The sequence below is a fragment of the Brevundimonas sp. genome, assembly GCF_036402095.1.
In the GTDB taxonomy this organism is placed as follows: domain Bacteria; phylum Pseudomonadota; class Alphaproteobacteria; order Caulobacterales; family Caulobacteraceae; genus Brevundimonas.
Genome location: NZ_DASWTO010000037.1, coordinates 1 through 26,912, shown reverse-complemented (window position 1 = coordinate 26,912; position 26,912 = coordinate 1). Strand labels below are relative to the sequence as shown.

The window sequence follows — 26,912 nt, the reverse complement described above, 5'->3', positions numbered from 1 at the left end:
CCCGGCGGGAGAAGGGACGCGTCTTCAGAAGAACAGCGGCTCGGCCTTCTTCTCCGGCGGCGGCGCCGGCTGCGGGGCCGGCGGGTCGCGCTGGGGCTGGGGCTGGGTCGGGCGCAGCACCGCCGGCTGTTCGGGGCGCGGCGTCGCCGGCTGACGCTGGGGCGGAGCCGGCTCCAGCAGGGATTCGTCCAGCGGGTCGACCGCGTCGTCGCCCGGCGGATTGTCGCCGAACAGATCGCCGATGCGGCCGATCAGGCTCTCGACCGGACTGGGCGGCTGCCAGCCCTCGGGCATCGGCGGGCCGTTGGGAATGGGCGGCGCGTTCAGGCGCGGCAGGGCCGCCTCCATGAAGGCGCGCCAGATCGCCGCCGGCGACGAGCCGCCTGTGACGCCCCGCATGGCGCTGTTGTCGTCCTTGCCGACCCAGACGGCGGTGACGAAGCCGCCGGTGTAGCCGACGAACCAGGCGTCCTTGTAGTCCGAGGTCGTGCCGGTCTTGCCGGCCACGTCGCGGCCTGCGATGGCCGCCGACCGCCCGGTGCCCGAGGTCATCACCCCTCGCAGCATCTGGTTCATGTAGTACAGGAACGGATTGGAGATCGCCTGCACCGGCCCGGCCTCGCGGCTGGCGCGCTGGTAGATGATGCGGCCCTGCGGTGTGCGGATGCGGCTGATGCCGTAGGCCCGGACGCGTTTGCCGCCGTTGGCGAAGGCGTCATAGGCCTGGGCCATGTCGATCGGCGACACCTCGACCGCGCCCAGCGCCATGGCCGGCTCCAGCCCGATGCGCGAGGTGATGCCCAGCCGCCGTGCGGTGCGGGCGACGTTGTCGCGGCCGATCTGGTCGGCCATGCCCGCCGCCACCGTGTTGGTCGACTGGGCCACGGCGTTGGCCATGGTCATCTGACCGCGGAAATCGCCGGTGTAGTTGCGCGGCGACCAGTTGCCGATCCGGATCGGGGCGTCGTTGACGAGGGTTTCGGGCGTGTAGCCGCTCTCCAGCGCCGTCAGATAGACGAACGGCTTCCACGCCGAGCCGGCCTGGCGCCGCGCGTCGACGGCGCGGTTGAACTGGCTGTCGGCGTAGGAGGCGCCGCCGATCATGGCCCGCACGCGGCCCTCGCCGTCGAGCGCGACCAGCGCGGCCTGCTGCACGCCCTTGGAGCGATCGCGGTCGAGGATGCGGCGCACGGCCCGCTCGGCCGAGGTCTGCAGCGTCAGATCCAGCGTCGTCTCGACGATCATGTCCTCGGTCGGCTCGCCGACCAGTTCGCGGATCTGCTTGTCCAGCCAGTCGACGAAATACTGGGCGTGCTGGCTGGCCAGCGTCCGCGACACCCGCACCGGCTCGGTCACGGCCTGGGCGCGCTGCTCGGGGGTGATCACGCCGGCGTCGACCATCTCGTTGAGCACCACGGTCGCCCGGGTGGCGGCGCGCTCGCTCTCCGACACGGGCGAATAGCGCGACGGGGCCTTGAGCAGGCCGGCCAGCAGCGCCGCCTCGCCGACGGTCAGATTCTTCGCGCTCTTGTCGAAATAGCGCTGCGACGCGGCCTCGATGCCATAGGCCCCGGCGCCGAAATAGACGCGGTTCAGATAGAGGGCGAGAATCTCCTCCTTGGAGAATTTCATCTCCAGCCAGACGGCCAGCATCAGCTCCTGGACCTTGCGCTTCATGTTCTGGTCCGGAGACAGGAACAGGTTCTTGGCCAGCTGCTGGGTCAGGGTCGAGCCGCCCTGCACCACCCGCCCGGCCCGCATGTTGGCGGCGATGGCGCGGGTCATGCCGATCGGGTCGAAGCCGGGGTGGTGATAGAAGCGCCGGTCCTCGATGGCGATGAAGGCCGCCGGGACGTAGTCCGGCAGGGCGTCGAGGTCGGCCGGCGGCGCCTGCTGGGTGCCGCGCACCGCGATCAGGGCCCCGTTGCGGTCCAGATAGGTGATCGAGGGCTGGCGATCGACATTGTAGAGGGTCGAGGTGTCGGGCAGGTCGCGGGCGAAGACGGCGAAGAAGACGACCAGGAAAATGACGCCCCAGATCGCCAGGACCGATCCCCAGTAGACCAGCCGCTGCATGGCCGTGCGCGCCGGCCTGGGCTGACCGTCGCCGCCGCCGCGCCCGAAGCTGAAGCCGGAACCCGCCATCGAAACCTCATCCTGTCCGGTTGCGGTCTTAGCCGTTCGCCGGACGCACGCAATCGCCCCTCACGTCGTCACGAGACCGTGAGGGGCGTTTCCGCCGAAAGCATGGCCCTTGAACGCCCTATTCTAAAAACGCGTTCACCTCGGCGGCGAAGATCGCGGGCTGGTCCAGCATGATGAAGTGGGCGCTGTCGTCGATCCGCTTCAGCGTGGCGCCCGGCAGGGTGGCGAACGAGGCGCGGTAGATGCCGTCGGTGATCTCGGGCGACATGCGGGGATCGTTGAACCTGACGTAGAGCACGGTGGTCGGGGCCGTGATGTTGGCCAGTTCTGGCCGCAGGTCGGTGACGACCAGCTCGCGGAAGGCCGAGGCCGAGACCTGACGGTCGCTGTTCGCGGCGTCTTCCAGCGGACCGGCGCGGGCCGACTCGGTGGCGATCATGCCGGTGACGGCTGCCGCGGACTGAGCCCGGTAGGCCTCTTCGGGGCCCGCGCTCATGCCAGCGTAGATCTGGTCGGCGATCGGAGTCACGTTCTGGGCGGTCGGGGTCGTGCCCGGCTGGGCGAACATCGCGCCCATGAACGGGATCATGTCGACCACCATCAGCTTGCCGACGGCGTCCGGATGGCGTGCAGCCAGCATCATGCCGATCGTCCCGCCCATCGAGTGCCCGATCACGGCCGGCTTCTCGAGGCCCTGCTCGCGGATGTAGCGGGCGATGTCCTCCGCCACCGGCGCCGAGACGGGACCCTCGGCGTTGGCCTCGGGCGGTGCGCCGGCGAAGCCCTGGACGTGGATGCGGTGGACGCGGTAGCGGCCCTTCAGCTCCCCGGTCAGCATGTCCCAGACCTCGGGCGAGGACGACAGGCCGGGGATCAGGATGACGTCGCCGACCGGGGCGGCGGGACCGTCGACGCGGACATGGAACCGGCCGGACTGGAAGTCGGCGTGGTGGTGGCCGTGGGCGTCGGGCGCGGCGGGCGCATGCGAGCCGTAACCCTCCTGCGCCAAGGCGGGCGTGGACAGGGCGGCGGCGGCCAGAACGATCATCAAGGCGGTCTTCATCGGTGCGGTCTTTCCATGAACGTATCAGTCAGTTACCCAATTAGCTTTAAAATGTAAAGCACTTTCTCAGTCGCCCGTCGGGGCGGCTGGCGGCGACGGCCGCGCCCGTCCTAGAATGGCGCCCATGACCTCCACCGAGACCGTATCCGACGCCGCTCCCGCTGCAAGCCGGGGAGCGCCCCCGACCACCTTCGGCGCCGGGTTCGTGCTGGACACCTGGTATTTCGCCGCCCTGTCGCGGGACGTGAAGCCCGCCTCGCTGAAGCGCCACGAACTGCTGGGCGAGCCGGTGCTGATCGGCCGAACCCGGGCGGGGCAGGCCTACGCCATGCGCGACATCTGCCCACACCGCGCCGCGCCGCTGTCGGCAGGGCGGCTGGTCGAGAAGCCCGGCGAGGGCGAGACCATCGAGTGCTGCTACCATGGCTGGCGCTTCCGCCCCGACGGCGTCTGCGCCGCCATTCCGTCGCTGGTGGAGGACCAGGCCTATGAGCCGGAGCGCATCCGCGTGCGCGCCTATCCGGTGCGAGAAAGCCAGGGCATGGTCTTCGTGTGGGTGTCGTCCGACCCGCGCAATCCGGCCGAACCCGACCACGAGCCGCCGGTCTTCCCCGGCGTGGTCGGCGGCGGGGCCAAACTGGTCGAATCTATGGATTTCGACGCCCACATCGACCACGCCGTGGTCGGCCTGATGGATCCGGCCCACGGCCCCTATGTGCATCAGCAATGGTGGTGGCGGTCCGAGCATTCGATGCACGAGAAGGCAAAGGCCTTCGAGCCGCGCGAGCTGGGCTTCGCGATGGTCCGCCACGCCCCGTCCTCGAACAGCCGGGCTTACAGGATACTGGGCGGGGCCCCGGCGACGGAAATCAGCTTCCGGCTGCCCGGTTACCGCTGGGAGCATATCCAGGTGGGCGAGAGACAGGTGCTGGCCCTGACATGTCTGACCCCGCGCTCGGGCACCCGGACGACGATCACCCAGATCTTCTGGTCCGACCACTGGGTGTTCGACCTCGCCAAGCCCTTCCTGCGCATGGGCGTCGTCGCCTTCCTGAAACAGGACGGCGGCATGGTGAACCTGCAGAACGAGGGCCTGCGCTACGACCCGGCGCTGATCTGGATCGACGACGCCGACAAACAGGCCAAATGGTACCAGCAGCTGAAGCGCGAATGGGCCAGGTCGCGCGCCGAGGGACGGGCGTTCGCCAACCCGGTCAAGCCGGCCACCCTCCGGTGGAAAAGCTGAGGGCGGGCGACGGACGGAGCGGGCGCTGATGCTGTCCTGTCCCGGAGAGCCGCCCCGGCGACGATAGTCCTCCCGACGCCGATGTTCCGGGTCCGGAACGCACAACCGCGCCTCGCCGTTATGGGACGCAGGGTTGTGGGCGAAGGAGACTGACGTGGTCCTGACGCGAACGATCCGATCCCTGGCGATTTCCCTGTCGATCTCCGTTCTGGCGTTCGCCACCAGCGCCGTCGCCCAGGACCAGCCCCCGGGCGAGGGAAGGGGGCAGGGTCAGGGCCTCGGCCGGCCGCAGCATGTGATCGACGCCCCCCGGCGGACCGGCCGCCCGATACCCGGCCGCTTCATCGTCACGCTGGAGCCGCGCGCCGACCCCAGGGCGGTCGCCGCCGAGCACGGAATCGAGGCGGACTACGTCTATCAGACCGTCCTCACCGGTTTCGCGGGCCGCATGTCCGACCTGGCCCGGAGCGGCCTGCTTCGCGACAATCGCGTGGTCCGCGTCGAACAGGACGCCGAGGCGGTGATCACGCAATCCGCCAACAGCTGGGGCGTCGACCGCATCGACCAGGCGTCGCTGCCATTGAATGGAACCTACAGCGCGACCGCGACCGGGCGCGGCGTGACGGTCTACGTGCTGGACACGGGCATCCGGTTCGACCACGTCCTGTTCGGCGGCCGGGCGGTCCGCGCCATCGACGTCATCAACGACGGCCAGAACGGCGGCGATTGCAACGGGCACGGAACCCATGTGGCCGGCACGATCGGCGGCGGGTACGGCTACGGAGTGGCTCCGGGAGTCACCCTGGCCTCCGCCCGGGTTCTCAACTGCCAGGGCAGCGGGTCGATCAGCGGCATCATCTACGCCCTCGACTGGGTGGCGGCGAACGCCCGCCGTCCCGCCGTCGTCAACATGTCGCTGGGCGGCTCCAGCTCCGCCTCCCTCGACGACGCCGTGAACCGGGTCATCGGACGCGGGATCGCGGCCGTGGTCGCCGCCGGCAACGAAACGGCCGACGCCTGCAGCGTCTCGCCCGCGCGGGTCCCGAACGCCTTGACCATAGGCGCGACCGACAGCCGCGACGCGCGCGGAAGTTTCTCGAACTACGGCAGCTGCGTCGACCTGTTCGCGCCCGGCGCCGCCATCGTGTCGGGCTATCACACCGGGACCAACGTCCTGGCCCAGCTGAGCGGCACCTCCATGGCCGCGCCGCACGTCGCAGGCGCCGCGGCGCTGTTGCTCGAGGGGAACCTTCGGCTTCGCCTGCGATCCTGCGCGACGCCCTCTATCAGGCCGCGACCAAGGGCAAGGTCACCGACGCCCGCAGCACCAACAACCATCTGTTGTTCGTCGGCGGCGCGCCGGCGCCCGCCCCCGTCCCCGGGACGATCACCGGGACCGCCGGCGCCGACACCGTCAACCGGTCGACCACCGTGCCGGGACAGCCCTTGCCGGGCGCGGGAACCGACCGGATCTACGGCCTCGCCGGAAATGACACCCTGCACGGCGAAGGGGGCGACGACAGCCTCGACGGCGGCGATGGCGACGACACCCTCAACGGCGGTCCGGGCGCCGATGTCATAGACGGCGGCGCCGGCGTCGACACCGTCACCTACGCCGACGCCGCAGCCGCGGTCAGCGTGAACCTCAGCGCGACGGCCGCCCAGAACACGGGCGGATCAGGCGTCGACGCGCTGGCGAACCTCGAGCAGGTCACCGGTTCCGCGCACAACGATGTGCTGGTGGGAAGCAGCGCCGCGAACAGCCTTTGGGGCGGCGCGGGACACGACCAGCTCAACGGTCTCGCGGGAATCGACACGGTGGACGGCGGGGAGGGCTACGACTTCGTCAACGGAGGGGCCGGCAACGACCGGCTTGTCGGGGGGGCGGGAGGCGACCGGTTCCGCTTCGACTCGCCTCTCGGACCCGCGCCGAACGTCGACACGATCGTGGACTTTTCCGTCGCGGACGACACCATCCTGCTGGCGCGCTCGGTCTTTGCGACCCTGGCTCTCGGCAGCCTGCCGTCGATGGCCTTCCACGTCGGCACGGCGGCCCAGACCACGAGCCACCGGATCGTCTACGACCCCGCGACCGGGAGCCTCTACTACGATCCGGACGGCAGCGGGCCGGCGGCGCGAGCGCTCTTCGCCACGGTGGCGGCAGGCCTCGCCCTGACAATCGCGGACTTCTCGATCGTCAACTGACGCCGGACGCGAAAAAGGCCGCGACGGGGACGTCGCGGCCTTTCCCTGATGTCGTAACCGGGCCTACTGCCGACTGATGGCGCCCGCGAGGATGACGTCGACCTGCTTGCCCATCTGCCCGGTCAGCTGATCCATGGCCCAGCCGTCGTAGGCGGCCCGGCGGTAGTTCGACAGGAAGGCGTCGTAGATCAATTCGGCCAGCAGGCGGACGTCGGCGTCCTGGCGCAGCTCGCCTTCGCGCACGCCGCCCTGCAGGGTGTCGGTCACCACGCTCAGCAACGGCTTGATGGCCGCGCGGGCGCGCATCTCGGCCGCCACCGGCTGGAACCAGGAGCGGGCGATCACCGCCTGGACCAGCGGCAACTGCTCGAGGGAGTCGTGGTAGGCGGCGCCGAGCGCGGACAGCAGGCGGGTGCGGGTCGAGCCCTCGGTGGCGGCGGCGGCCTTCATGGTCTCGGCCAGCCGGACCATGTCGGTCGCCAGCACGGCCTCGAACAGCTCGGCCTTGTCCTGGAAGTTGGCGAACACCGCGCCAGTCGACATGCCCGCCCCCTTGGCGATGTCGCGGATGGTGGCGGGCTCGTAGCCGCGCTCGGCGAACAGCTGGCGGGCGGCGTCCAGAACCTTCTGGCGAGTGCGGACCTTGGCGGCCTGACGGCGATTCAGGCGGGGGGTCTCGGTCTCGGTCTGGGTTTCGGACTGGGAGGAGGGCAGGGCGACATCTCGCATAAAACAGGTACTCGACTAAACGGCGGCTGACGCCCGCCGATCGACAACTTGACCGCCGAAGCGATGGGGAGGAAGCGGAACGCGCTGCCGTGCGTCCGCAGGAGTCGTCTTCTGACGACAGGCGCAGTCATCACGCAACGATGACCAAAATGGGGTGCGGAGATTAACGGGACGATGACCGCCGGGGTTAACGGCGCGACATCTTGACCGGTGGTCAGGTCCGCATTGTCGAGCGCAGCGCGCGGGGCCGGCGGGGGCGGCCCGGATTGTCCGGCATCGCCTCCTGGAACAGCGTCCGGAAGCGATCGCGGCGCTCGTGGATCGAGGCCAGCACCAGGCCCATCGGCACTCCCAGGTCGACCAGGGTGTTCTCGGCCAGCTGCAACGCCGCCTCGGTGGTCTCGGGCACGGCGTCGGTGACGCCCAGCTGGTACAGCCGCTCGGCGTGCCGTTCGTCGCGGGCGCGGGCGATGAGGATCAGGTCCGGCCGCAGCCCGCGCGCGGTTCGCACCACCTCATCCACCTTGGCCGGCGCGTCCATGGTCACGATCACCGCCCGGGCCGTGTCGATCCCGCACAGCTGCAGCATCTCCGGCCGGCCGGCGTCGCCATAGAAGACGTTCGCGCCCTCGGCCCGGCCCTTGGCCACGGTCGAGGCGTTGGCGTCCAGCGCCAGATAGGACTGGCCGTGTTCGGTCAGCATCTCACCGACCAGCCGCCCGACCCGGCCGAAGCCGACGATCAGCACCTGCCGGTCGGCCGCGACCGGCTCCAGCGCCTCGGCCGGCAGGTCCGGCGTGGCCGTCTTCGTCCGCGTCAGCCGTCCGGCCAGAACCGCCATCGCCGGGATGGTGAAGATGCTGATGGTGGCCGCGACCAGCACCGTGCCGGTGAAGGCCGGCGAGGCGATGCCCTCGACCAGTCCGGCGCCGAGGATGACGAAGGCGAACTCCCCCGCCGGGCCCAGCACCAGCGCCGTCTCGACCGCCGCCTTGTTCTTGACGCCCCACAACCGGGCCGCGCCGTAGATCAGCGCCACCTTGATCGCGGTCAGGGCCGCGGCGAGCCCGAACACCCCAACCGGATCGGCGACCACGACGTCGAGATCCAGGCCGATGCCGACGCCGACGAAGAACACGCCCAGCAGCAGGCCTTTGAACGGTTCGATCGACAGCTCGACCTCGCGCCGGAACTCGGTCTCGGCCAGCAGCAGGCCGGCGATCAGCGCGCCCAGGCTCATCGACAGGCCGGCCGCCTGGGCCGCCAGGCCGGCGCCGATGACGACCAGCAGACTGGCCGCGACGAACATCTCCTGGCCCTGGCCGCGCGACTTGGCCTTGGCGACGGAGCGGAACATCGGCCGCAGCACCAGCCGCCCGAGGCCGACCAGCAGCGCCAGGCCTATGGCCGCCGGCACCAGGGTCAGCAGCGCCGTCCGCAGCGTGCCCGCGTCGATGTCGCCGCCGCTCTGCGCCAGCGCCGCCAGCACCGTGACGGTGATCAGGATCGGGGCCACGGCGAGGTCCTGGGCCAGCAGCACGGCGAAGGTCGCCCGGCCCGCAGTGGTCTGCACCCGCCCGCGCTCGGCCAGCACCGGCATGACCACGGCGGTCGAGGACAGCGCCAGCCCCATGCCCAGCACCGCCGCCGAGACCAGCGTCTGGCCCATCAGCATGAACAGGGCGGCCAGCACCACGGTGCAGACGGCGACCTGACTCAGGCCGAGGCCGAACACCAGCTTGCGCATGGACCTGAGCCGTTCCCACGAGAGCTCGAGGCCGATCATGAACAGCAGGAAGGCGACGCCCAGTTCGGACAGGGAGCGGATCTGGCCGGCGTCGGAAATGGTCAGCCACGACAGCCACGGAGCCGTATCGGCCAGCCGCGCCAGGCCGTCGGGACCGAGCAGAACGCCCGCGGCGAGAAACCCGAGAATCGGACTGATCCTGAGCCGGTTGAACAGCGGGACCATGACGCCCGCCGCGGCCAGAAAGACCACCAGATCCTTGTATTCGCCGCCCGCGCCGCCGTGACCCGTCATCCGCCCTCCATACGGTTCAGCCTACAGGCTGAAACGCCGTCCTGTCCGGCTTTCCGTCGTTTGATGACAAAAAATTCAGGCGACAGGCCCCCGTGCGCGCGTAGGGTCGCCGCCGACCTTCCGGATAGCGAAGTCAAGTCGAGGGAAACCCACATGAAGAAGCTGCTCATCGGCGCCGCCGTCGGCGCCCTGCTCCTGCCCGCCGCGCCCGCGCTGGCCCAGCATTTCGCCGACGACGGGCATGACCACGCCTGCGTCGACGACAGCTGCACGGTGTTCGAGCTGTTCCAGACCCCCGAGCCCGGCGCGACCGTGCTCGGCTACCAGGGCGTCGCGGCGCCGAAATACGGAACCTGGGGCTTCGACCTGAACGGACGGGACACCTCGGTGACCCCGGGCGACAGCTTCTTCCGCTACGCCAACGGCGCGGCGCTGGACCGGCTGCAGATCCCCTCCGACCGCACCAGCTACGGCTCGTTCAACCTGCTGCGCGAACTGTCGGACAACCGCGTCAAGGTGATGATCGACGCCCTCGCGGCGCGCACCGACCTGGTCCCCGGTTCGGACGAGCAGAAGATCGCCGACGCCTACCGCTCGTACATGGACGAGGCCCGCATCGAGGCGCTCGACGCCCAGCCGCTGCAGCCCTACCTCGCCGCCATCCGCGCCGCCGACACCCATGACAAGGCCGCGGTCTACATGGGCGAAACGCAGGGCCGCATCGGCGGATCGATCTTCGGCACCGGCATCTCGACCGACCAGAAGGCGCCGAACCGCTATGTCGTCACCACCGGCCAGTCGGGCCTCGGCCTGCCCAACCGGGACTACTATCTGGAAGAGCGCTGGGCCGAGAAGAAGGGCCTGTACCGGGCCTATGTCGAGCGCATGCTCGAGATGATCGGCTGGGCTGACCCGGCCGCCAACGCCGACGCGATCCTCGCCTTCGAGACGCGCATCGCCGAGGCGCACTGGACCCCGATCCAGAACCGCAACCGCGACGAGACCTACAACGAATACACCATCGCCCAGCTGGCCGCCGACGCCCCGGGCTTCCCGTGGCAGGACTACTATTCGGCCATCGGCGTCGGCGAGGTCCCGCGCCTGATCGTCCGCCAGGACACGGCGATGCCGAAGATCGCGGCCATCTACGCCGAGGCCCCGATCGAGGTGATCCAGGCCTGGCAGGCCTTCCACACCACCGACGACGCCGCGTCACGCCTGTCGCGCCGCTTCGCCGACGCCCAGTGGGAGTTCCGCTCGCGCGACCTCAACGGCCAGCCGATGCAGCGCCCCCGCGACAAGCGCGGCATCAGCTTCGCCGAGGGCATGCTGGGCGAGGCCGTCGGCCGCCAGTACGTGGCCGAATACTTCCCCGCCGAGTCCAAGGCCAAGATGGAGGAGCTGGTCGCCAACTTGCGCATCGCGCTCAGCAACCGGATCAACACCTACGACTGGATGAGCGCCGAGACCAAGGCGGCGGCCCAGGACAAGCTGGCCAAGTTCACGGTCAAGATCGGCTATCCGAACAAGTGGCGCGACTACTCCGCGCTCGAGGTCCGGCCTGACGACCTGTTCGGCAATGCCGAGCGCGCCGGCCTGTTCCAGTGGAACTACCAGCTGAACCGCCTGAACCAGCCCGTCGACAAGGACGAGTGGGGCATGACCCCGCAGACGGTCAACGCCTACTACAACTCGACCAACAACGAGATCGTCTTCCCGGCCGCCATCCTGCAGCCGCCCTTCTTCGATCCCGACGCCGACCCGGCCGTGAACTACGGCGGCATCGGCGGCGTCATCGGCCACGAGATCGGCCACGGCTTCGACGACCAGGGCTCGAAGTCGGACGGCGACGGCGTGCTGCGCAACTGGTGGACCGACGCGGACAAGGCCAACTTCACGGCCCTGACCACGCGCCTCGGCGCCCAGTACGATCAGTTCGAGCCGATCCCGGGCTTCAAGGTCCAGGGCGGCCTGACCATGGGCGAGAACATCGGCGACGCCGCCGGCGTGGCGGTGGGCCTCGAAGCCTATCACCTGTCGCTGAACGGCCAGCCGGCCCCGGTGCTGGACGGCGTTACCGGCGACCAGCGCTTCTTCTACGGCTGGGCCCAGGTCTGGCAGTCGAAGTACCGCGACGACGCCCTGCGCAACCAGATCGCCACCGATCCGCACAGCCCGGCCGAGTTCCGCGTCATCGGCCCGGTCCGCAACGTCGACGCCTGGTACGAAGCCTTCGACGTCCAGCCGGACTCGAAATACTACCTCGCTCCGGCCGACCGCGTCCGTATCTGGTAGCGATCGGACGCATCGAACAGGAAGGGCCGGGGCGGCGACGTCCCGGCCTTTTCTTTTGGCCGGCGCCCGGCTAGCCTCGGCGGAGGTCGTCAGGGGCGGCCTCCCGTCCGCGGAAAGGGCTCAGCCCGCCTCCACACGCCCCGAACGACAGCGACCTTTTCCAGCCCGCCGAGCGGACACCGGGCGCCGAGGAAAGGGTTTCCCATGTCCACCGATCAGGCGCCGCGCCGTCAGCTGCCGCCGCACCCCTCCCAGGAATATCTGCGCAAGGAGGCCAAGCGGCTGGCCCGCGCCGAAGGCTGCCTCCTGGCCACGGCCCAGGCGCGCATCGCCCGGGATCACGGCTTCTCCAACTGGGCCGCGCTGATGCGCGCGGTTCTGACCCGGATCGACGAAGGCCGCCGCTCGCCCCTGTCCCGGGCCGCTGCGACGGGCGACGAAGCGGCCGTGCGCGCGCTGCTGGCGGCCGGCGCCGCCGTCGATGGCGAACCGGGCGAGGTCAATACGCCCCTCTATCTGGCCTGCGGGTCGGACGCGCCCGCGGCGGACCGGATCGCCGTTGCCGCACGCCTGCTGGACGCCGGCGCGTTCCCCCGCGCCTTCTGCGAGGACGGCGCGACGCCGCTGCATGCGGCCGCCCGCACCGGGCCCGCGAGTCTGGTCGAACTGCTGCTCCGCCGGGGGGCGCTGTTCTGGCAGGGCGACGGCCGCAACCGCCGCCCCTTCGACGTGGCGCGCGACGGAACCCCGGCCGACCGCGAGCGAATCCTGGCGCTCCTCGCTGACGGGCCCAAGATCGCCGATCCGATGTTCCGGGCGGCCGTCTCCGCCATCCAGTCCGGCGACGCCGCGGCCCTGGCGCGCCTGCTCGACGACCACCCGCGCCTGCTGACGGAGCGGGCGCTGGAGCCCGAGCTGGGCCCCCCAGGCTATTTCAGCGACCCGGCCCTGTTCTGGTTCATCGCCAACAACCCCACCCTGATCCCACGCTCGCCGCCCAATATCGCGGACCTCGCCCGTCTGATGCTGGCGCGCGGGGTCAAGCCGGCCGACGTCGACTACGCCCTGGCCCTGGTCATGACCAACGGCCGGATGAGCGGGCCGGAACAGATCGCCCTCGCGTCCGTCCTGACCGAGGCGGGCGGCCGGGTGGACAGCGCGGCCCTGCTGTCGGCGCTCGGCCACGGCCAGACCGCCGTGGTCGCATGGCTCGTCGAGGAGGGCCGGCCGCTCGACGCCGTCAGCGCCGCGGGCCTGGGGCGGATCGGACCGCTGCCCGGCCTGCTGAAGAAGGCGTCGGGGGACGACCGCCAGGCCGCGCTGGCTGCAGCCGTGATCAACCGGCAGGCCGACGCGGTCCGCCTGTGTCTCGAGGCCGGAGCCGATCCCAACCGCCGGATGCCGGTCCATACGCATTCGACTCCGCTGCACCAGGCGGCGCTGGAGGGCGACCTGCCCGTCATGCGTCTGTTGCTGCAGGCCGGCGCGGACCGCGGCGCCGTCGACACCCTGTGGCGCGGCACGCCCCTGGACTGGGCCCAGCACGGAAACCAGGCCGAAGCCGCCGACCTGCTGCAGACATGGACGCCGGACTGACGCGAGGGCGTTCAGGCACGAAAAAGCCCGCCGCGGGGGATACATCGCGGCGGGCTTCTTTCGCTCTCTACGGAGCGGACGTTTCCTCCCCGAAACGCCTCCGAAAGGCTGCCGCGCCAAAACGCGGCGGCTCTCGAGTGGCCTCAGAATGACGACATTCCGGCGGCCAAGTCAATGAAGTCGCAGCCGAAACGCCCCGTTTTCATCCCTTATCAATGATAACTCACGCATCCGTGTGCGGAGCATCGACGATCCGCCGGACGGTCGCCACCAGGTCGCCGCGCGCGGCCACGAGCTGACCGGGGCGTTCCGCCTTCCATGCCTCGTTGTCGGCGATCCCGGCGGCAAGGGCCCGGCCGGCGTCGAGGTCCTTGATGGTCACCTGCCCGGCCGCGAGCTCGTCACCGCCCAGGATCACCACGGCCGGCGCGCCCCGCCGGTCGGCGTATTTCATCTGCGCCTTCATGCCGGCGCGGCCGAGGTAGAGCTCCGCGGCGATCCCGGCGTTGCGCAGGTCCGAGACCGCGTCGAGGTAGTGCTGCATGTCGGTTTCGGAGAAGACGATCACAACCACCGGTCCGCGCACGGCGTCCTCGCCGCCCCGTCCGGCGGCGCGCAGGGCCGAGGCCAGCCGGGAGACCCCGAACGAGAAGCCCGTCGCCGGCAGGCGTTCGCCGGTGAATCGCGCCACCAGATCGTCGTAGCGGCCGCCGCCTCCGATCGAGCCGAAGCGCACCGCCCGGCCCTTGTCGTCGGTGGTCTCCAGCAGCAGTTCGGCCTCGAACACGGCGCCGGTGTAGTATTCCAGCCCGCGCACGATGGTCGGATCGAACCGGACCGCCGCCTGGGCCACCTTCATGGCGCCGAGGGCCCGGTCGATCGCCGCCAGTTCCGTCAGCGCCGCCTCCCCCGCCGCGCCGATGTTCCCGGAGCGGGCCACTGCGTCGAGCGTCGAGGCGCGCGAGGCCTGCCCGTCCCCCGCCGAGTCGAGGAAGCCCTCGATGGCCGCGATCACCGGCGATGGCAGGCGCGCCCCCTTCGTATAGTCGCCGGACTCGTCGAGCCGGCCCTCGCCCAGCAGGGCGGCCACGCCGTCCCAGCCCAGCCGGTCGTATTTGTCGATCGCCCTCAGAGCGGTCAGCTTCTGGCCCGCGTCCTCGACGCCGCCCGCCTCGAACAGACCGTCGAACAGCTTGCGGTTCGAAACCCGGATCACGGCCTGGTCCGACGCCAGCCCCGCCGCCTGCAGGCCCTCGCAGGCCATGGCGATGATCTCCGCGTCGGCCTCGGGCCGGTCCGAGCCGACGGTGTCGGCGTCGCACTGCACGAACTCGCGAAAACGGCCGGGCCCCGGCTTCTCGTTGCGCCACACCGGGCCGAACGCGTAGCGGCGGAACGGCTTGGGCAGCGTCTCCCAGTTCTGGGCGGCGAACCGGGCGAGGGGCGCGGTCAGGTCGTAGCGCAGCGCCATCCACTCGCCGTGTCCGTCCGCGTCGGGATCGTCCTGCAGGGCGAACACGCCCTCGTTCGGCCGGTCGGCGTCGGGCAGGAATTTGCCGAGAGCGTCGGCGTATTCGAACGCCCCGGTGTCCAGCGGCTCGAAGCCCCAGCGTTCGTAGACGGCGGACACCCGGCTCACCAGGCGGCGCTCGGCGATCAGGTCGCGGCCGCGGCGGTCGGCGAACCCCCGGGGGCTGCGGGCTTCAGGGCGGATGGGAGCGTCGGTCATGCCGCGCTTCCTAGAGGAGGGAGAGGCGAGGGTCGAGGGTCGAGGGAACAGGCCCTGCGATGGGAGCGACGGCCGCTTTCGGCGTGGCCGGCCCCTCGACCCTTCTCTTCAGATCGCGACCGGGTCGGCGCGGCCGCCGGGCGCCGCCGTCTTGCGGATCGCCACCAGCCGTCCGTAGGTCAGGCAGCGCCACACCCACTCCAACGGCCCCATCTGGAACACCGACAGCCACAGGGGCGACCAGATCAGCTGGGCGACCCAGATGGCCCCGACCACGCCCCACAGGGCGCCCGGACCCATGGTCCCGTACCAGTGCGGCCCCCAGGGCATGTAGAACAGGGTCGTCATGATCAGCGTCTGGGTCAGGTAGTTGGTGAAGGCCATCCGCCCGACGGGAGCGAGCACGGCGGTCACCATCCTCAGACCGAAGCGGGTCAGCAGGATCAGCATGCTGACGTAGCCGAGTGTGATCAGCGGCGCGGCGCCGCCCAGGGCGCTTTCGAGCCCTTCCAGCGGCAGGGTCCCGCCGTTCAGCTCGATCCAGGCGTAGTAGCCGAACAGCGCCAGATTGGCCGCGCCGAGCGCCGCCACCAGGACATAGATCCACACCGGAGAACGGCCGAACAGATAGCCCGACTTGAACAGGCCGAGGCCCAGCATCATCAGCGGCACGCTGATCGGGATCAGGAACAGGCTGAAGAACTGGATCATGGCCCAGCCTTTCAGGTTCTCGGTCATCGCAGGGATGTAGCCCGAGCGCACCAGCTCGACCGTGGCCATGACCTCCGCCGGCGTGACGTTGGGCTGGTTGGCCTCGAACTGGGCCTTGAACTCCGGCCCCATGGACGCCATCACCATCGGCCCCAGCACAGGGCCGGCGCTGGCGATCACCGCCCAGAGCGCCGTGAACAGGCCGCCGACCCAGAGCAGCCGCCTGGCCGGCCACGACCGCAACAGCATCATCAGCAGGCCGGCGTAGGCGTAGTGCAGGAGGATGTCGCCGAACCAGAAGGCGACGCCGTGGATCAGACCGAAGACCCCCAGCCAGAACAGGCGCCGGCGCAGCAGCTTGCCGCGCGCCTCGTCCGCCCGTTCGCCGCCGACGAGGAAGATCGAGACCCCGAACAGCATGGTGAAGAGCGTGCGGAACTTGTCGGCGAAGAAGACGTCCGTGACCCAATGGCCGATCAGGTTCGCCCCTTCCATCGCGAAGGGCTTCGCTCCGCCCATCTCGACCGACATCGGCCAGGCGAACGCCATGGCGTTGACCGCCAGGATGCCGAGGATGGCCCAGCCCCGCAGCATGTCGAGGTTGAAGATGCGGTCCTTGGGCGCGACGGGCGCGAGCACCGGTTGCGGTTGGGCGGCGTCGGCTGCGGTCATGGTCATCCCCCTCGATGATAAGACAAGGAAGCTTTACACGGCCCCGGCCGGGCGCAAACTAAATTCGCCGTAATGCGGGCCAGGCCCGCTCAGTCGGGCTCGCCGCGGCCCATCAGGCCAAGCCGGTCGCGCACCTCGGGCTGCGGGCGGAAGGCGATGAAGGCGGCGCACAGCCCGGCCCACAGGGCGTAGCTGACGCCGACCAGCACCGCGACCGACAGGCCCCCGACGCCATAGATGAGCAGCGAGGTCTCGCTGCCCCCGACCGCCTCGCCGATATTGGCGGCGTGCAGCCACTGCAGCAGCGACTGCACCACGGCGAACAGCGCGCCCAGCCCCGCGGCCAGCAGGCCGCCGTAGAACATGAAGCGCCAGATCACGCCCAGACGGGTCGCCGGCCGGCCGGTCATCCGCCGCTCCTTGTCCAGCAGCCACAGGCCGCCCGGCACGGCCAGCAGGCCGATGAACAGCACCGTCAGGCGCCAGTCGACCTCCAGCCCCGGGAGCCAGTTCCGCGGCGGCCACAACGGCAGGGTGATGATCAGCGGCGGCCACAGCGCCCCGAGAAGCGCCGCCAGCACGATCCGGTAGGGTTCGCGCCGCCACGTCACCCGGGTCTGGCCGGGGAAGTCCTCGGGCCGCTCGAGCGGCGGAAGCTTGGGGCGGATCATCGCGTCGGCGCCGGCGTCTCGCCGGAATAGTCGTAGAAGCCGCGCCCGGACTTGCGTCCCAGCCAGCCAGCCTCGACGTATTTCACAAGCAGCGGGCAGGGCCGGTATTTGCTGTCGGCGAGGCCCTCGTAGAGCACGTTCATGATCGCCAGCACCACGTCCAGCCCCATGAAGTCCGCCAACTCCAGCGGCCCCATCGGGTGGTTGGCCCCCAGCTTCAGCGCCTTGTCGATGGAGGCCACGTTCCCGACGCCCTCGTACAGGGTGTAGATCGCCTCGTTGATCATCGGCACCAGGATGCGGTTGACGATGAAGGCCGGGAAGTCCTCGGCGTTGGTGGTGGTCTTGCCGAGGCTCTCGGCAAAGGCCACGGCGGTGTCGTAGGTCCCGGCCGAGGTGGCGATGCCGCGGATGATCTCGACCAGTTTCATCACTGGCGCCGGCTTCATGAAATGCAGGCCGATGAAGCGCTCCGGCCGGTCCGTCGCGGAGGCCAAGCGCGTGATCGAGATCGAGGAGGTGTTCGACGCCAGCAGGGTCTCCGGCCCCAGGTGCGGGACCAGCTCGGCGAGGATCGACTTCTTGACCGCCTCGTCCTCGACCGCCGCCTCGATGACCAGATCGGCCTTCGCCGCCTCCGCCAGCGACTTCGCCCCGCGGATGCGGGCGAGCGCCGCGTCGGCGGCCGACTGGGTGGTCAGGCCGCGCTCGACCTGGCGGGCCAGGCTGGCGGCGATGGCGCCCTGGGCCTGCGGCACCCGCTCCGGGGCGGCGTCGTGGAGCAGCACGTCGTAGCCGCCGACGGCGACGGTCTGGGCGATGCCGGCCCCCATCTGGCCCGCGCCGACGATGGCGACTGATCGGATCGTGGTCATGAAGTCCGGTGAACTGGCGGGCGCGGGGCCCGATCGGAGCGGCACCTTAGGACGGTCGCGGCGTCACGCAAGCGTCAAGCGCCGCCCCTCCCCGCAATCGCGCGGGGCCGTGGCCCGGCCGCACCTCAGTAGTAGCTTCCGGTCGTCAGGCTGAGCAGGGCGGCCTCGGAGGCCGGAAGCAGATAGATGCGGATACCGGCGATCAGGATCCAGGCCACGATCGGCGTGATGTCGATCCCGCCCAGCGGCGGGATGAAGGCGCGCAACGGCGCCAGCACGGGGCTGATGATCCGGTCGAGGGTATGGGCGAGGGAGGCGACGAAGCGGTTGCGGTAGTTGATGACGTCGAAGGCGACCAGCCAGCTCAGGATGGCGTAGACGACCAGCGCCAGGACGAACAGTCCGAGGACGGCGTCGATGACGAAGAAGATGAACCCGATGATGGCGGCCATGCCCCGCGACGCTCCTGCTGGATGATGTCCGCTTCATAGCGGGACCGGGGCCGCCGCGCCAAGTTTTCCCGTCCGGCGGGGGCCGCGGGCGCGCGACCCGTTGACAGTCCCCTCGCCCCCCCGTATCTCGCGCCCTCGCCTGCACCCGGAAAACGGGGCCGTAGCTCAGTTGGTAGAGCGCGTCGTTCGCAATGACGAGGTCAGGGGTTCGACTCCCCTCGGCTCCACCATCCTGCATCGCGCTGACGCGCTTTGCTGGATCGGCAGGCTCTCCTTCGCGGCCACAGCGACCCACGAAACCTGACAACACTGTTCCGTCAGCTTGACGAGGGGCCGGGATTGGCGTGGAGTTCGCTCCGGGCTGATCCACAGCAAACTCTTGGGGGAACTATCATGAAACGTTTCGTCAGCGCGCTGGCGCTCGCCGCCGCACTCGCGGCGCCGGGTCTCGCCGTCGCCCAGAACGCCGGCCTGACCGCCAATTTCGGCGAAATCCGCCTCAACGCCGGGTTCACGCCGGACCCGTACCGCGTCAACATCACCGCCGGCGGCTCGATCGACGCCTACACCGACACCGATCTGCCGGCCGCCTGCGTCGGCGACATCTCCAACGCCCCGGACTATGAGGTCACCTACAGCGCCGGTTCGCTGCCGCTGGTGTTCCGCACCCGGTCGTCGACCGACACCACCCTGATCATCAACGGCCCGGACGGCCGCTGGTACTGCGACGACGACAGCTGGGGCGACGGCGACGCCGAGGTCCGCTTCAACCGGCCGTCCAGCGGCACCTATGACATCTGGGTCGGCACCTTCAACGGCGGCACCGCCTCGGCCTCGCTGTTGATCACCGAAACGCCGTAGGGACTCTGCGTCCGTCGACGACCAACGCCCCGACGGTCCGCCGCCGGGGCGTTTTCGTTACTGATCCTCGTCGAAACGGCGCCCGACCAGATCGGCGAGGGCCGCCACCGCCGCCCCGGCCTCGGGGCCCTCGGCGACGATCTCGATGCCGCAGCCGTTGCCGGCCCCCAGCATCAGCAGGCCCATGATCGACAGGGCGTTGACCGTGACGCCGTCGCGGGTGACGTGGACCTCGGCGTCGAAGCTCGAGGCCAGCTTGACGAATTTGGCGCTGGCCCGGGCGTGCAGCCCGCGGGTGTTGCAGATGTTGGCGGTCGCCGCCGCCCGGCCCCCGGAGGCGCTCGCTGCGTCGCTCATTTCTCGCCCTGCAGGACCCAACTGGCCACCGAGATGTATTTGCGCCCCGCGTCCTGGGCGTGGGCGACGCAGGCCTGCAGCGGCTCGCGGCCGCGCACGCTGGCCAGCTTGATGAGCATCGGCAGGTTCAGCCCGGCGATGACCTCGGCATGGGTCTCCTCCATCACCGAGATGGCGAGATTGGAGGGCGTGCCGCCGAACATGTCGGTCAGCAGGATCACCCCGTCGCCGTCGTCCACGGCCCGGGCGGCGTCGACGATGTCGCGCCGGCGGCGCTCCATGTCGTCCTCGGGGCCGATGCAGATCGCCGCGACGCCCCGCTGGGGACCGACGACGTGCTCCATGGCCGACAGGAATTCGGAGGCCAGACCCCCGTGGGTGACGATCACCAGGCCGATCATGAAGCCTTCACCAAGCTCGCGCCCCCGCGTCCGGCCGTCGCGTGGACTGGCCGCAAGCCGCGCGGAATAGCCCAACTCCGCCCCGGGTTAAAGCCGGGCGAGCGCTGTCGCGACCTTTTCGACCGCCGAGACCTCGAATCCGTTCAGACGCAGCACCGGCAACGCCACCCCGTCTATGGTCCGGATTTCCGGCTCCGGCAGGCGCTCGACCGGCCCCTCGACCAGTTCGACAGCCAGAGCCAGCCGGGTCAGACCGCGCGCGCAGACCGGGACGATGCCGACGCCCCTGACCTCCATCCGGCCCGCGATCGTCTCCGGAGCCACGGCGTAGAGGGCCCCGCCCGACGCCGTGACATGGGCGTAGTCGTCAGCGACCAGCCGCCAGCCGCGCCCGATCAGCCGCAGCGTCAGGTCGCTCTTGCCCGCGCCGGGGGATCCGGTGACCAGCACCGCCCGCCAGCCCACGCCGGGCGACCAGCGCGCCGCGACCGTGCCGTGGAGCGGCTGCCGGCCGTTCACGGGCGGCCTCCCGTCACGGCCTGCGCGCCGTCGCGGCCGCGGGAAGGGCGACCTCGAAGCGGGCGCCGGCGATCTCCCCGTCGGGGCCCCGGCGGTTCTCGGCCCAGACCCGGCCGCCGTGCGCCTCGACGATCTGCCGGACGATGGACAGGCCGAGGCCGGAGTTGGTCCCGAAGGCGGTTCCCCGCGGGCGGGCGGTGTAGAAGCGCTCGAACACCGTCTCCAGGTTCTCCGGCGGGATGCCGGGGCCGTCATCCTCGACCCGCACCCGCATCGGCCGGTCGGGATCGATGTCGTCGCGCGACAGGCTGACCCGGACGACCCCGCCCGGCGGGCTGAACGAGCGGGCGTTGTCGATCAAGTTGCGGAACACCTGCCCCAAGGGGCCGTCCCGACCGCGGATCATGGCGTGCTCGGCCGCCGCGGCGGTGAAGGTCACATGCACGCCGCCGTCCGGCTTGATCCCCGCCTCATAGACGTCGACGATCTCTCTCAGCAGCACGGTCAGGTCGATGGGGCGGGGGCGGTCCCGGTTCAGCTCGGCGTCAAGCCGCGAGGCGTTGGAGATGTCGGTGATCAGCCGGTCCAGCCGCCGCACGTCCTGCTGCAGCAGCGCCGTCAGTTTTTCCCGCTGCGCCTCGGTCCTGACCAGCGGCAGGGTCTCGAGCGCCGACCGGATGGAGGTCAGCGGATTCTTGATCTCGTGCGCCACGTCGGCGGCGAACCGTTCGATGGCGTCCATCCGGTCGGACAGGGTCTCGGTCATGGTCTCCAGCGACCGGGCCAGATCGCCGATCTCGTCCTTGCGGTGATCCAGATCCGGCAGGGAGATGGCCCGGGCCCGCTGCAGGCGGACCGCATCCGCCGCCGCCGACAGCCTCATCACCGGCCGCGCGACGAACAGGTGCAGCAGCAGGGACGACAGCAGCGAGACGAACAGGGCCACCAGGGCGAAGGGCATCAGGGCCAGCCGCTGGGCGGCCAGCGTCTCGTCGACATCCCCGGCCTCCAGCGTCAGCACCCCCAGCACCTGTTCGACGTGACGGACCGGGATGGACACCGACACCACCCGGTCGCCGCTGTCCGACATCCGCAGGGTGGCCGTCGACCGGCCGTCGAGGGCGGTCTCGACCTCCTCGGCCAGGGCCCGCCGGGCCTGGGCCAGCTTGCGGGTGTTGCTCGCCTTCTCGCGCGCATCGGGGACCTCGGGCGGGCTGCCGGCGGGTCGAGCGGGCGGCAGAGGCTCGCCGGAGATGGCCTCGGTCACCTCATAGCTGTCGGCGACCTGGATGCCGTCGACGTCGAACAGCCGCGCCCGCTGGCCGGCCGGAATGAAGTTGTCGCGCAGCCAGCGGCTGGCTTCGATGTAGTTGAGTTCCGGCGTCGGCTCGCCGCGGGTGACGCCCAGCCGCTCGTCGCCCAGCACCTGGACCAGCAGTTCGGCCTGGGCCGCCAGGGTCTCCTGCCGCGCCTCGATCAGGCCCCGACGCCACTCGTTCAGCGCCAGCGCGCCGACGAACAGGATCAGCAGGCGGAGCAGGTTGAGGGCGAGGATGAACCCGCCCAGCCGCGAGCCGCCGAACCGCTTGGGGCGGCGCGGGCGGTCGTCGTCGGCCGGATCGTCCGGCTCAGCTGTCGCGGTAGCGGTATCCGACGCCATACAGGGTCTCGATCGCGTCGAATTCGGGATCGACCACCCGGAACTTCTTTCGCATCCGCTTGACGTGGCTGTCGATCGTGCGGTCGTCGACATAGACCTGGTCGTCGTAAGCGGCGTCCATCAGGTTGTCCCGGCTCTTCACGAAGCCGGGCCGCTGCGCCAGCGCCTGCAGCAGCAGGAATTCCGTCACCGTCAGCTTCACCGGCCTGCCGTCCCAGGTGCACTCGTGGCGGGCCGGATCCATCGACAGCTTGCCGCGCTTGATCGCCTTGGTCGGGCCGTCGCCCGCAGGCTCCGGCTCGCCGCCGTCGGCGCCGGTGCGCCGCAGCAGCGCCTTGACCCGCTCGATCAGCAGCCGCTGGCTGAACGGCTTGTGGATGTAGTCGTCGGCGCCGAGGTTGAAGCCGAGAATCTCGTCGATCTCCTCGTCCTTCGACGTCAGCATGATCACGGGAATCTGGCTGGTCTGGCGCAGGCGGCGCAGCACCTCCATCCCGTCCATGCGGGGCATCTTGACGTCGAGGATGGCCAGGTCGGGCGGGTTGGACTCCAGCGCCTCGAGCCCCGACGCCCCGTCGTGGTAGGCGGTGATCTTGTGACCATGGCTTTCCAGCGCCAGCGAGACGGACGCCACGATGTTTTCGTCGTCGTCGACCAGGGTGATGTTGGCCAAGGCGCTCTCCTTGCAGGCTTCCGGTTCCCGCACTCAACGCGCGGCAAGCGTTACCGTTCTAAATCAACTGGGTGAGATTACGGCGCCAAAATGGGCCGCCGCGCCTGAATGCGCAATGAAACCCGACCTTAAAGCCTTGGCGCCATGATGCAGGGTCATCAGTGCGAGCGTTTCATGGCCGGCCCCGTTCACTACGAAGTCTATATCCGCAAGACAGCGCCCGCCCCCTGGAGCCTCCAGATGGCGACGGAGGACCGCGCCAACGCGATCCAGACCGCCGAGGAACTGCTGGCCGACAACCGCGCCGCCGCCGTCCGGGTGACCAAGGAAACGCTCGATCCCGACACCATGGCCTTCAACAGCGTCACCGTCCTGACCCGCGGCGCGCCCGAGGCGCCGCGCAAGCGGGTGGTGCCGGACGACGAGGCCGGACCGCGCTGCGGCTCGCCTCAGGACCTGTACGCCCCGGCGGCGCGCGAACTGATCGGGCGCGTGCTCGAGGACTGGCTCAACCGCCAGGGCGTTACCGCCTTCGAACTGCTGCACCGGCCCGACCTCGCCGAGAAGCTGGAAGCCTCGGGCGTCGAGCTGCAGCACGCCATCCAGAAGGTCGCCGTGCCGGAAAGCCAGGCCGTGGGCCAGCCCGTGCACGACCTCGTCCGTCACTATCAGAAGCTTGCCGAACGGACGATCGAACGCCTGCTGTTCGCCGGGCGCAAGAACCAGTTTCCGGATCTGGAGAACCACTCGCTGGCCGATCTGGCCCACCGGCTGGCCGGCCAGTCCGACCGCGCCTTCATCATGGGCGGCATCGTCTCCGGGGCGCTGAAGGGCGTGCGCGGCGGCCGCGCCCGCCTCGACCGGCTGATGGACCTGGCCGAGCGCGCGCCGATGGACGGACCGCCGCACGCCATGGTCATGGTCCCCATCGAACAGATCATGTGCGAACTGTTCGCCGCCCGGACCAATCTCGCCGACGTGCTCGGCCCGGCCCTCGACCAGGGCGCGTCGCTGGCGGCGGTGGTGCGGATGGTCGCCCCGCGCGAGGTCTCCGCCCTGATCGCCCAGGATCCCCGCCTGGCGCTGCAGGTGCCGATCGTCGAGGGGCCCGCGGCCCGGCTGGGCGAGCGGGTGGCGGCCGGCCAGTTCCCCCTGCTGTCCGCCTCCCTCGCCCGCATGGTGGTGCGCGAGCTGATGAGCCCGCGCCGGCTGCGCCCGAACGACGCCGGCGGCGAGATCGACATCCTGCGCACCCTGGCCATGACGCTGACCGCCACCGCCGGACGCCTGCTGACCCTGGAAGAGGTCCAGTCGGCCTTCAACGAACGCTCCAAGGCCCTGGTCACAGCCGACTTCGTCGCCGCCTATGTGAAGCCCTGCAACACCGTGCTGTGCGAGGCCGAGGCCCTGACCCGGCTGTGCGAGAACGTCACCGGGCTGGCCAACAAGCGCGCCGCCGCCCGCTGGCTGTCGGCCTGCGTCGGCTCGCTGCGTTTCGAGGGCGAGATGCGCGCCGCCTCCGCCGACCAGACGGCGGCCCAGAAGCTGGGCGTGCTGGCCGGGCTGGTCCGGGCCGTGCGCGGCTGCGGCCTGTCCGAGCGCGACGAGACCGACATCGTCACCGCCATCGGCGCGGTCGGCGGGGCCGTCGAGGGCGAGGCCCGGATCACCGCCATGCTGGCCCGCTCGCCCGCCCCGCTGCAGCAGAAGCTGGCGGTGCTGCTGCGCATGGCGGGCGGAGAGACCGCCCCGCCGGGACCCGCCGCCGACCGCGCCCGGGCCGAGGCGATCAAGCTGTTCCGCGCGCCGGACAACCGCGCCGTCCTCGCGGCCGCCCCGGAAACCCTGGCGCCGCTCAAGGGGCTGATGAAGGCGGCGGGCCTGGCCGCCTGACGGCGTTTTTCATGGAACGGAAGCGCTTCCGGCGGATTGTCCGGCCATGAGTACGCTTGCCGACATAGCGCCGTCCGGCCCGGTTTCGCTCGAACAGGCCGAGGACGCCGCGGCCCATCTTCCGGAACAGCTCGAACGGGCCAGACGGGTCGTCGCCGACTTTCGCGAGGTGCTGGGCGAGCCCGCGACCGACGGCGAGACGCCCTAGAGGCGCGCGACGCCTCAGTCGAAGATGTCGAAGATGCTGTCGCGCTTCTTCTTGCGGTATTTGTAGTCGTCGTCGCGGTAGCGCGGCGGCTCGCGATAGCCCTGCTGCGGCGGCGGCTGCTGGCCCCACGGCTGGGGCGCGGGCTGCTGCGGCGGCCAGGCCTGCGGCGGCGGGGCGGCCGAGGCGCGGCCTTCCTCGTTGGCGGCGGCCATCAGCTTCTCCAGCTCGCCGCGGTCCAGCCAGACGCCGCGGCAGGTCGGACACATGTCGAACTGCACGCCGCCGCGCTCCAGCGTCTGCATGGCGGCGTTGTCGTTGGGGCACATCAGTAGCGGCATGGGGTCACTCTCCTCGATCCGTCCTCAAACCTGGGCACAGCCGGCGGTTCCGGCCATGCGACCAAAGGCAGCGCTTCAGCAGGCCTGGCCCGCCGCCCACCCCGACGACCAGGCCCACTGGAAATTATAGCCGCCCAGCCAGCCGGTGACGTCCACCGCCTCACCGATCACATACAGTCCGGGCACGGATTTCGCGGCCAGGGTCTGCTGGTCCAGCTGGTCCGTCGCCACCCCGCCCAGGGTCACCTCGGCGGTGCGGTAGCCCTCCGAGCCCACCGGCTTGACGGTCCAGGCGTTGACCGCCTGATCCAGCCGCCGCAGCGCCTTGTCGCCGATTTCGGCCAGTTTCCCCTGCACGCCCTCGCGCTCGCAGATGCTCTCCGCCAGCCGGCGCGGCGCCAGATGGCCGAGCGCCGTATGCGCCATCTGCCGGCCGTTCTCGTCCTTCGCCGCCTTGAGCCGTGCGTAGACGTCCTCGCCGGGCGCCATGGCCACGGTGATGGCCTCGCCCTCGCGCCAGTAGCTGGAGATCTGCAGGATCGCCGGGCCCGACAGCCCGCGGTGGGTGAACAGCATGGCCTCCCTGAATGAGGCCCCGCCGCCGCTGACCACGGCCTCGACCGCCACCCCCGCCAGCGGCTTCAGCCGCTCCAGCAGGCCGGTCTCGAAGGTCAGCGGCACGAGCGCCGGCCGCGTCTCGGTGACCCGCAGCCCGAACGCCCGCGCCGCGTCATAGGCCCAGCCCGTCGCCCCCATCTTCGGGATCGACTTGCCGCCGGTGGCCAGCACCAGCGAGGCGCTGCGCACCACCGACCCGTCCGACAGGGCCGCCTCGAAGCCGTCGCCGGCCCTCGCCACCCGCTCGACCGCCGCCCCCAGCGACAGCCGCGCCCCCGCCTCGCGCATGTCGTCCGTCAGCATGCGGATGATCTGCCTGGCCGAGTCGTCGCAGAACAGCTGGCCGAGCGTCTTCTCGTGCCAGGCGATGCCCGCCCGGTCGACGCGCCTGACGAAGTCGTGCTGGGTGAACCGCTTCAGCGCCGAGGTGGCGAAGCGCGGGTTCTCGCCGAGAAAATTGCCCGGCCCCATGCCGTGCGTGGTCCCGAGATTGGTGAAGTTGCAGCGCCCGCCGCCCGAGATGCGTATCTTCTCGCCCGGCGCCCGGGCATGGTCGATGACGCGCACCGAGCGCCCGCGCCGCCCGGCCTCGATGGCGCACATCATCCCGGCCGCGCCGGCGCCGACGATCAGGACATCCACGGTCTCGGGCTTCATGGGCGGGCTCTAGCATGCGGCCCCGGGGGCGGCGAGCGGCGGGCATGGCTGTCCGCCGCTTCGTCCGAAGCGGTTGGGGAGGGCGCGGGGCGGCCGGGCCTCGCCCGGTGCTGATTTTGTTTTACCGTTTCGACGAGACTGTCCGCCCCGCGCGGCCGTTTTCCACACGCCCTCCGACTGGCGGCCCTGCGTCCGGGCCTCTGACGGATCGCCCCTGAGCCATTGCTGACCCCGGAGCGGGACGGCCTTACCTCCGCGATCGCGAAGCCATCTGACCGCACCTCAAGGCGCGCGGCG

24 protein-coding genes and 1 tRNA gene are annotated in these 26,912 nt (G+C 70.5%); 9 read left to right on the top strand and 16 right to left on the bottom strand.

What is annotated here, in order from left to right:
* Window positions 1-24 precede the first annotated feature (24 nt).
* Together VGD32_RS03105 and VGD32_RS03100 are read right to left on the bottom strand one after the other, a co-directional pair.
* Window positions 25-2,145 (bottom strand): PBP1A family penicillin-binding protein, encoded by a 2,121-nt coding sequence (locus VGD32_RS03105; RefSeq protein WP_331030441.1) that lies wholly within the window; start codon window positions 2,143-2,145, stop codon window positions 25-27.
* A gap of 118 nt (window positions 2,146-2,263) precedes the next feature.
* Window positions 2,264-3,208: an alpha/beta hydrolase gene (locus tag VGD32_RS03100; protein WP_331030440.1), complete on the bottom strand. Its 945-nt coding sequence runs from the start codon at window positions 3,206-3,208 to the stop codon at window positions 2,264-2,266.
* Between the two features lie 124 nt (window positions 3,209-3,332).
* On the opposite strand from VGD32_RS03100, the gene VGD32_RS03095 reads away from it, so the two are divergent.
* The 3 genes from VGD32_RS03095 (at window position 3,333) to VGD32_RS03085 (ending at window position 6,659) form a co-directional block, all read left to right on the top strand.
* Window positions 3,333-4,454: an aromatic ring-hydroxylating dioxygenase subunit alpha gene (locus tag VGD32_RS03095; RefSeq protein WP_331030439.1), complete on the top strand. Its 1,122-nt coding sequence runs from the start codon at window positions 3,333-3,335 to the stop codon at window positions 4,452-4,454.
* A 154-nt stretch (window positions 4,455-4,608) separates the two neighbouring features.
* A complete protein-coding gene (locus tag VGD32_RS03090) occupies window positions 4,609-6,036 on the top strand; it encodes a S8 family peptidase (RefSeq protein WP_331030438.1) in 1,428 nt (475 codons plus the stop codon).
* Window positions 5,925-6,659, top strand: coding sequence for a hypothetical protein (locus VGD32_RS03085; RefSeq protein ID WP_331030450.1), 735 nt, complete (start codon window positions 5,925-5,927; stop codon window positions 6,657-6,659). Before VGD32_RS03090 ends, VGD32_RS03085 begins: the two co-directional genes overlap by 112 nt.
* A 63-nt stretch (window positions 6,660-6,722) precedes the next feature.
* On the opposite strand, the gene VGD32_RS03080 is transcribed toward VGD32_RS03085, so the two are convergent.
* On the bottom strand, window positions 6,723-7,388 hold the full coding sequence (locus VGD32_RS03080; protein WP_331030437.1) for a TetR/AcrR family transcriptional regulator: 666 nt from the start codon (window positions 7,386-7,388) through the stop codon (window positions 6,723-6,725).
* Between the two features lie 214 nt (window positions 7,389-7,602).
* Window positions 7,603-9,429, bottom strand: coding sequence for a cation:proton antiporter (locus tag VGD32_RS03075; protein WP_331030436.1), 1,827 nt, complete (start codon window positions 9,427-9,429; stop codon window positions 7,603-7,605).
* A 153-nt stretch (window positions 9,430-9,582) separates the two neighbouring features.
* On the opposite strand from VGD32_RS03075, the gene VGD32_RS03070 reads away from it, so the two are divergent.
* Window positions 9,583-11,724: a M13 family metallopeptidase gene (locus tag VGD32_RS03070; RefSeq protein ID WP_331030435.1), complete on the top strand. Its 2,142-nt coding sequence runs from the start codon at window positions 9,583-9,585 to the stop codon at window positions 11,722-11,724.
* 204 nt (window positions 11,725-11,928) lie between these two features.
* Window positions 11,929-13,320: an ankyrin repeat domain-containing protein gene (locus VGD32_RS03065; RefSeq protein ID WP_331030434.1), complete on the top strand. Its 1,392-nt coding sequence runs from the start codon at window positions 11,929-11,931 to the stop codon at window positions 13,318-13,320.
* A gap of 223 nt (window positions 13,321-13,543) precedes the next feature.
* On the opposite strand, the gene hisS is transcribed toward VGD32_RS03065, so the two are convergent.
* The 5 genes from hisS to VGD32_RS03040 form a co-directional block, all read right to left on the bottom strand.
* Window positions 13,544-15,049, bottom strand: a complete 1,506-nt coding sequence (gene hisS / locus VGD32_RS03060; RefSeq protein ID WP_331030433.1) for a histidine--tRNA ligase — start codon at window positions 15,047-15,049, stop codon at window positions 13,544-13,546.
* 108 nt (window positions 15,050-15,157) lie between these two features.
* A complete protein-coding gene (locus VGD32_RS03055) occupies window positions 15,158-16,432 on the bottom strand; it encodes a DUF418 domain-containing protein (RefSeq protein WP_331030432.1) in 1,275 nt (424 codons plus the stop codon).
* 89 nt (window positions 16,433-16,521) lie between these two features.
* Window positions 16,522-17,103 carry a phthalate transporter gene (locus tag VGD32_RS03050; RefSeq protein WP_331030431.1) on the bottom strand — a complete coding sequence of 194 codons (582 nt, stop codon included), beginning with the start codon at window positions 17,101-17,103 and terminating at the stop codon, window positions 16,522-16,524.
* A complete protein-coding gene (locus VGD32_RS03045) occupies window positions 17,100-17,978 on the bottom strand; it encodes a 3-hydroxybutyryl-CoA dehydrogenase (RefSeq protein WP_331030430.1) in 879 nt (292 codons plus the stop codon). Before VGD32_RS03045 ends, VGD32_RS03050 begins: the two co-directional genes overlap by 4 nt.
* 125 nt (window positions 17,979-18,103) lie before the next feature.
* Entirely contained in the window at window positions 18,104-18,430 is a 327-nt protein-coding gene (locus VGD32_RS03040; RefSeq protein WP_331030429.1) for a YggT family protein, read from the bottom strand.
* 154 nt (window positions 18,431-18,584) lie between these two features.
* Between VGD32_RS03040 and VGD32_RS03035 the strand changes: the two genes are divergently transcribed.
* Window positions 18,585-18,660: transfer RNA gene (locus VGD32_RS03035), tRNA-Ala, on the top strand.
* Between the two features lie 163 nt (window positions 18,661-18,823).
* Window positions 18,824-19,291 (top strand): peptidase S1, encoded by a 468-nt coding sequence (locus tag VGD32_RS03030; protein WP_331030428.1) that lies wholly within the window; start codon window positions 18,824-18,826, stop codon window positions 19,289-19,291.
* Between the two features lie 57 nt (window positions 19,292-19,348).
* On the opposite strand, the gene VGD32_RS03025 is transcribed toward VGD32_RS03030, so the two are convergent.
* The 5 genes from VGD32_RS03025 to VGD32_RS03005 all read right to left on the bottom strand — a co-directional run bounded on the left by VGD32_RS03025 (window position 19,349) and on the right by VGD32_RS03005 (window position 22,901).
* On the bottom strand, window positions 19,349-19,648 hold the full coding sequence (locus VGD32_RS03025) for an HPr family phosphocarrier protein (RefSeq protein WP_331030427.1): 300 nt from the start codon (window positions 19,646-19,648) through the stop codon (window positions 19,349-19,351).
* On the bottom strand, window positions 19,645-20,049 hold the full coding sequence (locus VGD32_RS03020) for a PTS sugar transporter subunit IIA (RefSeq protein WP_168045372.1): 405 nt from the start codon (window positions 20,047-20,049) through the stop codon (window positions 19,645-19,647). The genes VGD32_RS03025 and VGD32_RS03020 overlap by 4 nt, the downstream gene beginning before the upstream one ends.
* Before the next feature lie 87 nt (window positions 20,050-20,136).
* Window positions 20,137-20,568 carry an HPr kinase/phosphatase C-terminal domain-containing protein gene (locus VGD32_RS03015; RefSeq protein WP_331030426.1) on the bottom strand — a complete coding sequence of 144 codons (432 nt, stop codon included), beginning with the start codon at window positions 20,566-20,568 and terminating at the stop codon, window positions 20,137-20,139.
* Between the two features lie 13 nt (window positions 20,569-20,581).
* Window positions 20,582-22,228, bottom strand: coding sequence for a HAMP domain-containing sensor histidine kinase (locus VGD32_RS03010; RefSeq protein WP_331030425.1), 1,647 nt, complete (start codon window positions 22,226-22,228; stop codon window positions 20,582-20,584).
* Entirely contained in the window at window positions 22,197-22,901 is a 705-nt protein-coding gene (locus VGD32_RS03005) for a response regulator transcription factor (protein ID WP_331030424.1), read from the bottom strand. The genes VGD32_RS03010 and VGD32_RS03005 overlap by 32 nt, the downstream gene beginning before the upstream one ends.
* Window positions 22,902-23,075: 174 nt before the next feature.
* Here VGD32_RS03005 and VGD32_RS03000 point away from each other — a divergent pair, with 174 nt between their 5' ends.
* Both VGD32_RS03000 and VGD32_RS02995 read left to right on the top strand, forming a co-directional pair.
* Window positions 23,076-24,794, top strand: a complete 1,719-nt coding sequence (locus VGD32_RS03000; RefSeq protein ID WP_331030423.1) for a hypothetical protein — start codon at window positions 23,076-23,078, stop codon at window positions 24,792-24,794.
* A gap of 46 nt (window positions 24,795-24,840) precedes the next feature.
* Entirely contained in the window at window positions 24,841-25,002 is a 162-nt protein-coding gene (locus VGD32_RS02995; protein WP_331030422.1) for a hypothetical protein, read from the top strand.
* A 14-nt stretch (window positions 25,003-25,016) separates the two neighbouring features.
* On the opposite strand, the gene VGD32_RS02990 is transcribed toward VGD32_RS02995, so the two are convergent.
* A complete protein-coding gene (locus tag VGD32_RS02990) occupies window positions 25,017-25,340 on the bottom strand; it encodes a zf-TFIIB domain-containing protein (protein WP_331030421.1) in 324 nt (107 codons plus the stop codon).
* A 75-nt stretch (window positions 25,341-25,415) separates the two neighbouring features.
* Entirely contained in the window at window positions 25,416-26,615 is a 1,200-nt protein-coding gene (locus VGD32_RS02985; RefSeq protein WP_331030420.1) for an NAD(P)/FAD-dependent oxidoreductase, read from the bottom strand.
* Window positions 26,616-26,912: the final 297 nt, after the last annotated feature.

Coding starts and splice junctions, on each gene's coding strand:
- VGD32_RS03065 (WP_331030434.1), top strand. CDS start 11,929: ATGTCCACCGATCAGGCGCCGCGCCGTCAGCTGCCGCCGCACCCCTCC.
- hisS (WP_331030433.1), bottom strand. CDS start 15,049: ATGACCGACGCTCCCATCCGCCCTGAAGCCCGCAGCCCCCGGGGGTTC.
- VGD32_RS03080 (WP_331030437.1), bottom strand. CDS start 7,388: ATGCGAGATGTCGCCCTGCCCTCCTCCCAGTCCGAAACCCAGACCGAG.
- VGD32_RS03010 (WP_331030425.1), bottom strand. CDS start 22,228: ATGGCGTCGGATACCGCTACCGCGACAGCTGAGCCGGACGATCCGGCC.
- VGD32_RS03095 (WP_331030439.1), top strand. CDS start 3,333: ATGACCTCCACCGAGACCGTATCCGACGCCGCTCCCGCTGCAAGCCGG.
- VGD32_RS03020 (WP_168045372.1), bottom strand. CDS start 20,049: ATGATCGGCCTGGTGATCGTCACCCACGGGGGTCTGGCCTCCGAATTC.
- VGD32_RS02990 (WP_331030421.1), bottom strand. CDS start 25,340: ATGCCGCTACTGATGTGCCCCAACGACAACGCCGCCATGCAGACGCTG.
- VGD32_RS03105 (WP_331030441.1), bottom strand. CDS start 2,145: ATGGCGGGTTCCGGCTTCAGCTTCGGGCGCGGCGGCGGCGACGGTCAG.
- VGD32_RS03070 (WP_331030435.1), top strand. CDS start 9,583: ATGAAGAAGCTGCTCATCGGCGCCGCCGTCGGCGCCCTGCTCCTGCCC.
- VGD32_RS03040 (WP_331030429.1), bottom strand. CDS start 18,430: ATGGCCGCCATCATCGGGTTCATCTTCTTCGTCATCGACGCCGTCCTC.
- VGD32_RS03025 (WP_331030427.1), bottom strand. CDS start 19,648: ATGAGCGACGCAGCGAGCGCCTCCGGGGGCCGGGCGGCGGCGACCGCC.
- VGD32_RS03055 (WP_331030432.1), bottom strand. CDS start 16,432: ATGACCGCAGCCGACGCCGCCCAACCGCAACCGGTGCTCGCGCCCGTC.
- VGD32_RS03100 (WP_331030440.1), bottom strand. CDS start 3,208: ATGAAGACCGCCTTGATGATCGTTCTGGCCGCCGCCGCCCTGTCCACG.
- VGD32_RS03050 (WP_331030431.1), bottom strand. CDS start 17,103: ATGATCCGCCCCAAGCTTCCGCCGCTCGAGCGGCCCGAGGACTTCCCC.
- VGD32_RS03030 (WP_331030428.1), top strand. CDS start 18,824: ATGAAACGTTTCGTCAGCGCGCTGGCGCTCGCCGCCGCACTCGCGGCG.
- VGD32_RS03045 (WP_331030430.1), bottom strand. CDS start 17,978: ATGACCACGATCCGATCAGTCGCCATCGTCGGCGCGGGCCAGATGGGG.
- VGD32_RS02995 (WP_331030422.1), top strand. CDS start 24,841: ATGAGTACGCTTGCCGACATAGCGCCGTCCGGCCCGGTTTCGCTCGAA.
- VGD32_RS03000 (WP_331030423.1), top strand. CDS start 23,076: ATGGCCGGCCCCGTTCACTACGAAGTCTATATCCGCAAGACAGCGCCC.
- VGD32_RS02985 (WP_331030420.1), bottom strand. CDS start 26,615: ATGAAGCCCGAGACCGTGGATGTCCTGATCGTCGGCGCCGGCGCGGCC.
- VGD32_RS03075 (WP_331030436.1), bottom strand. CDS start 9,429: ATGACGGGTCACGGCGGCGCGGGCGGCGAATACAAGGATCTGGTGGTC.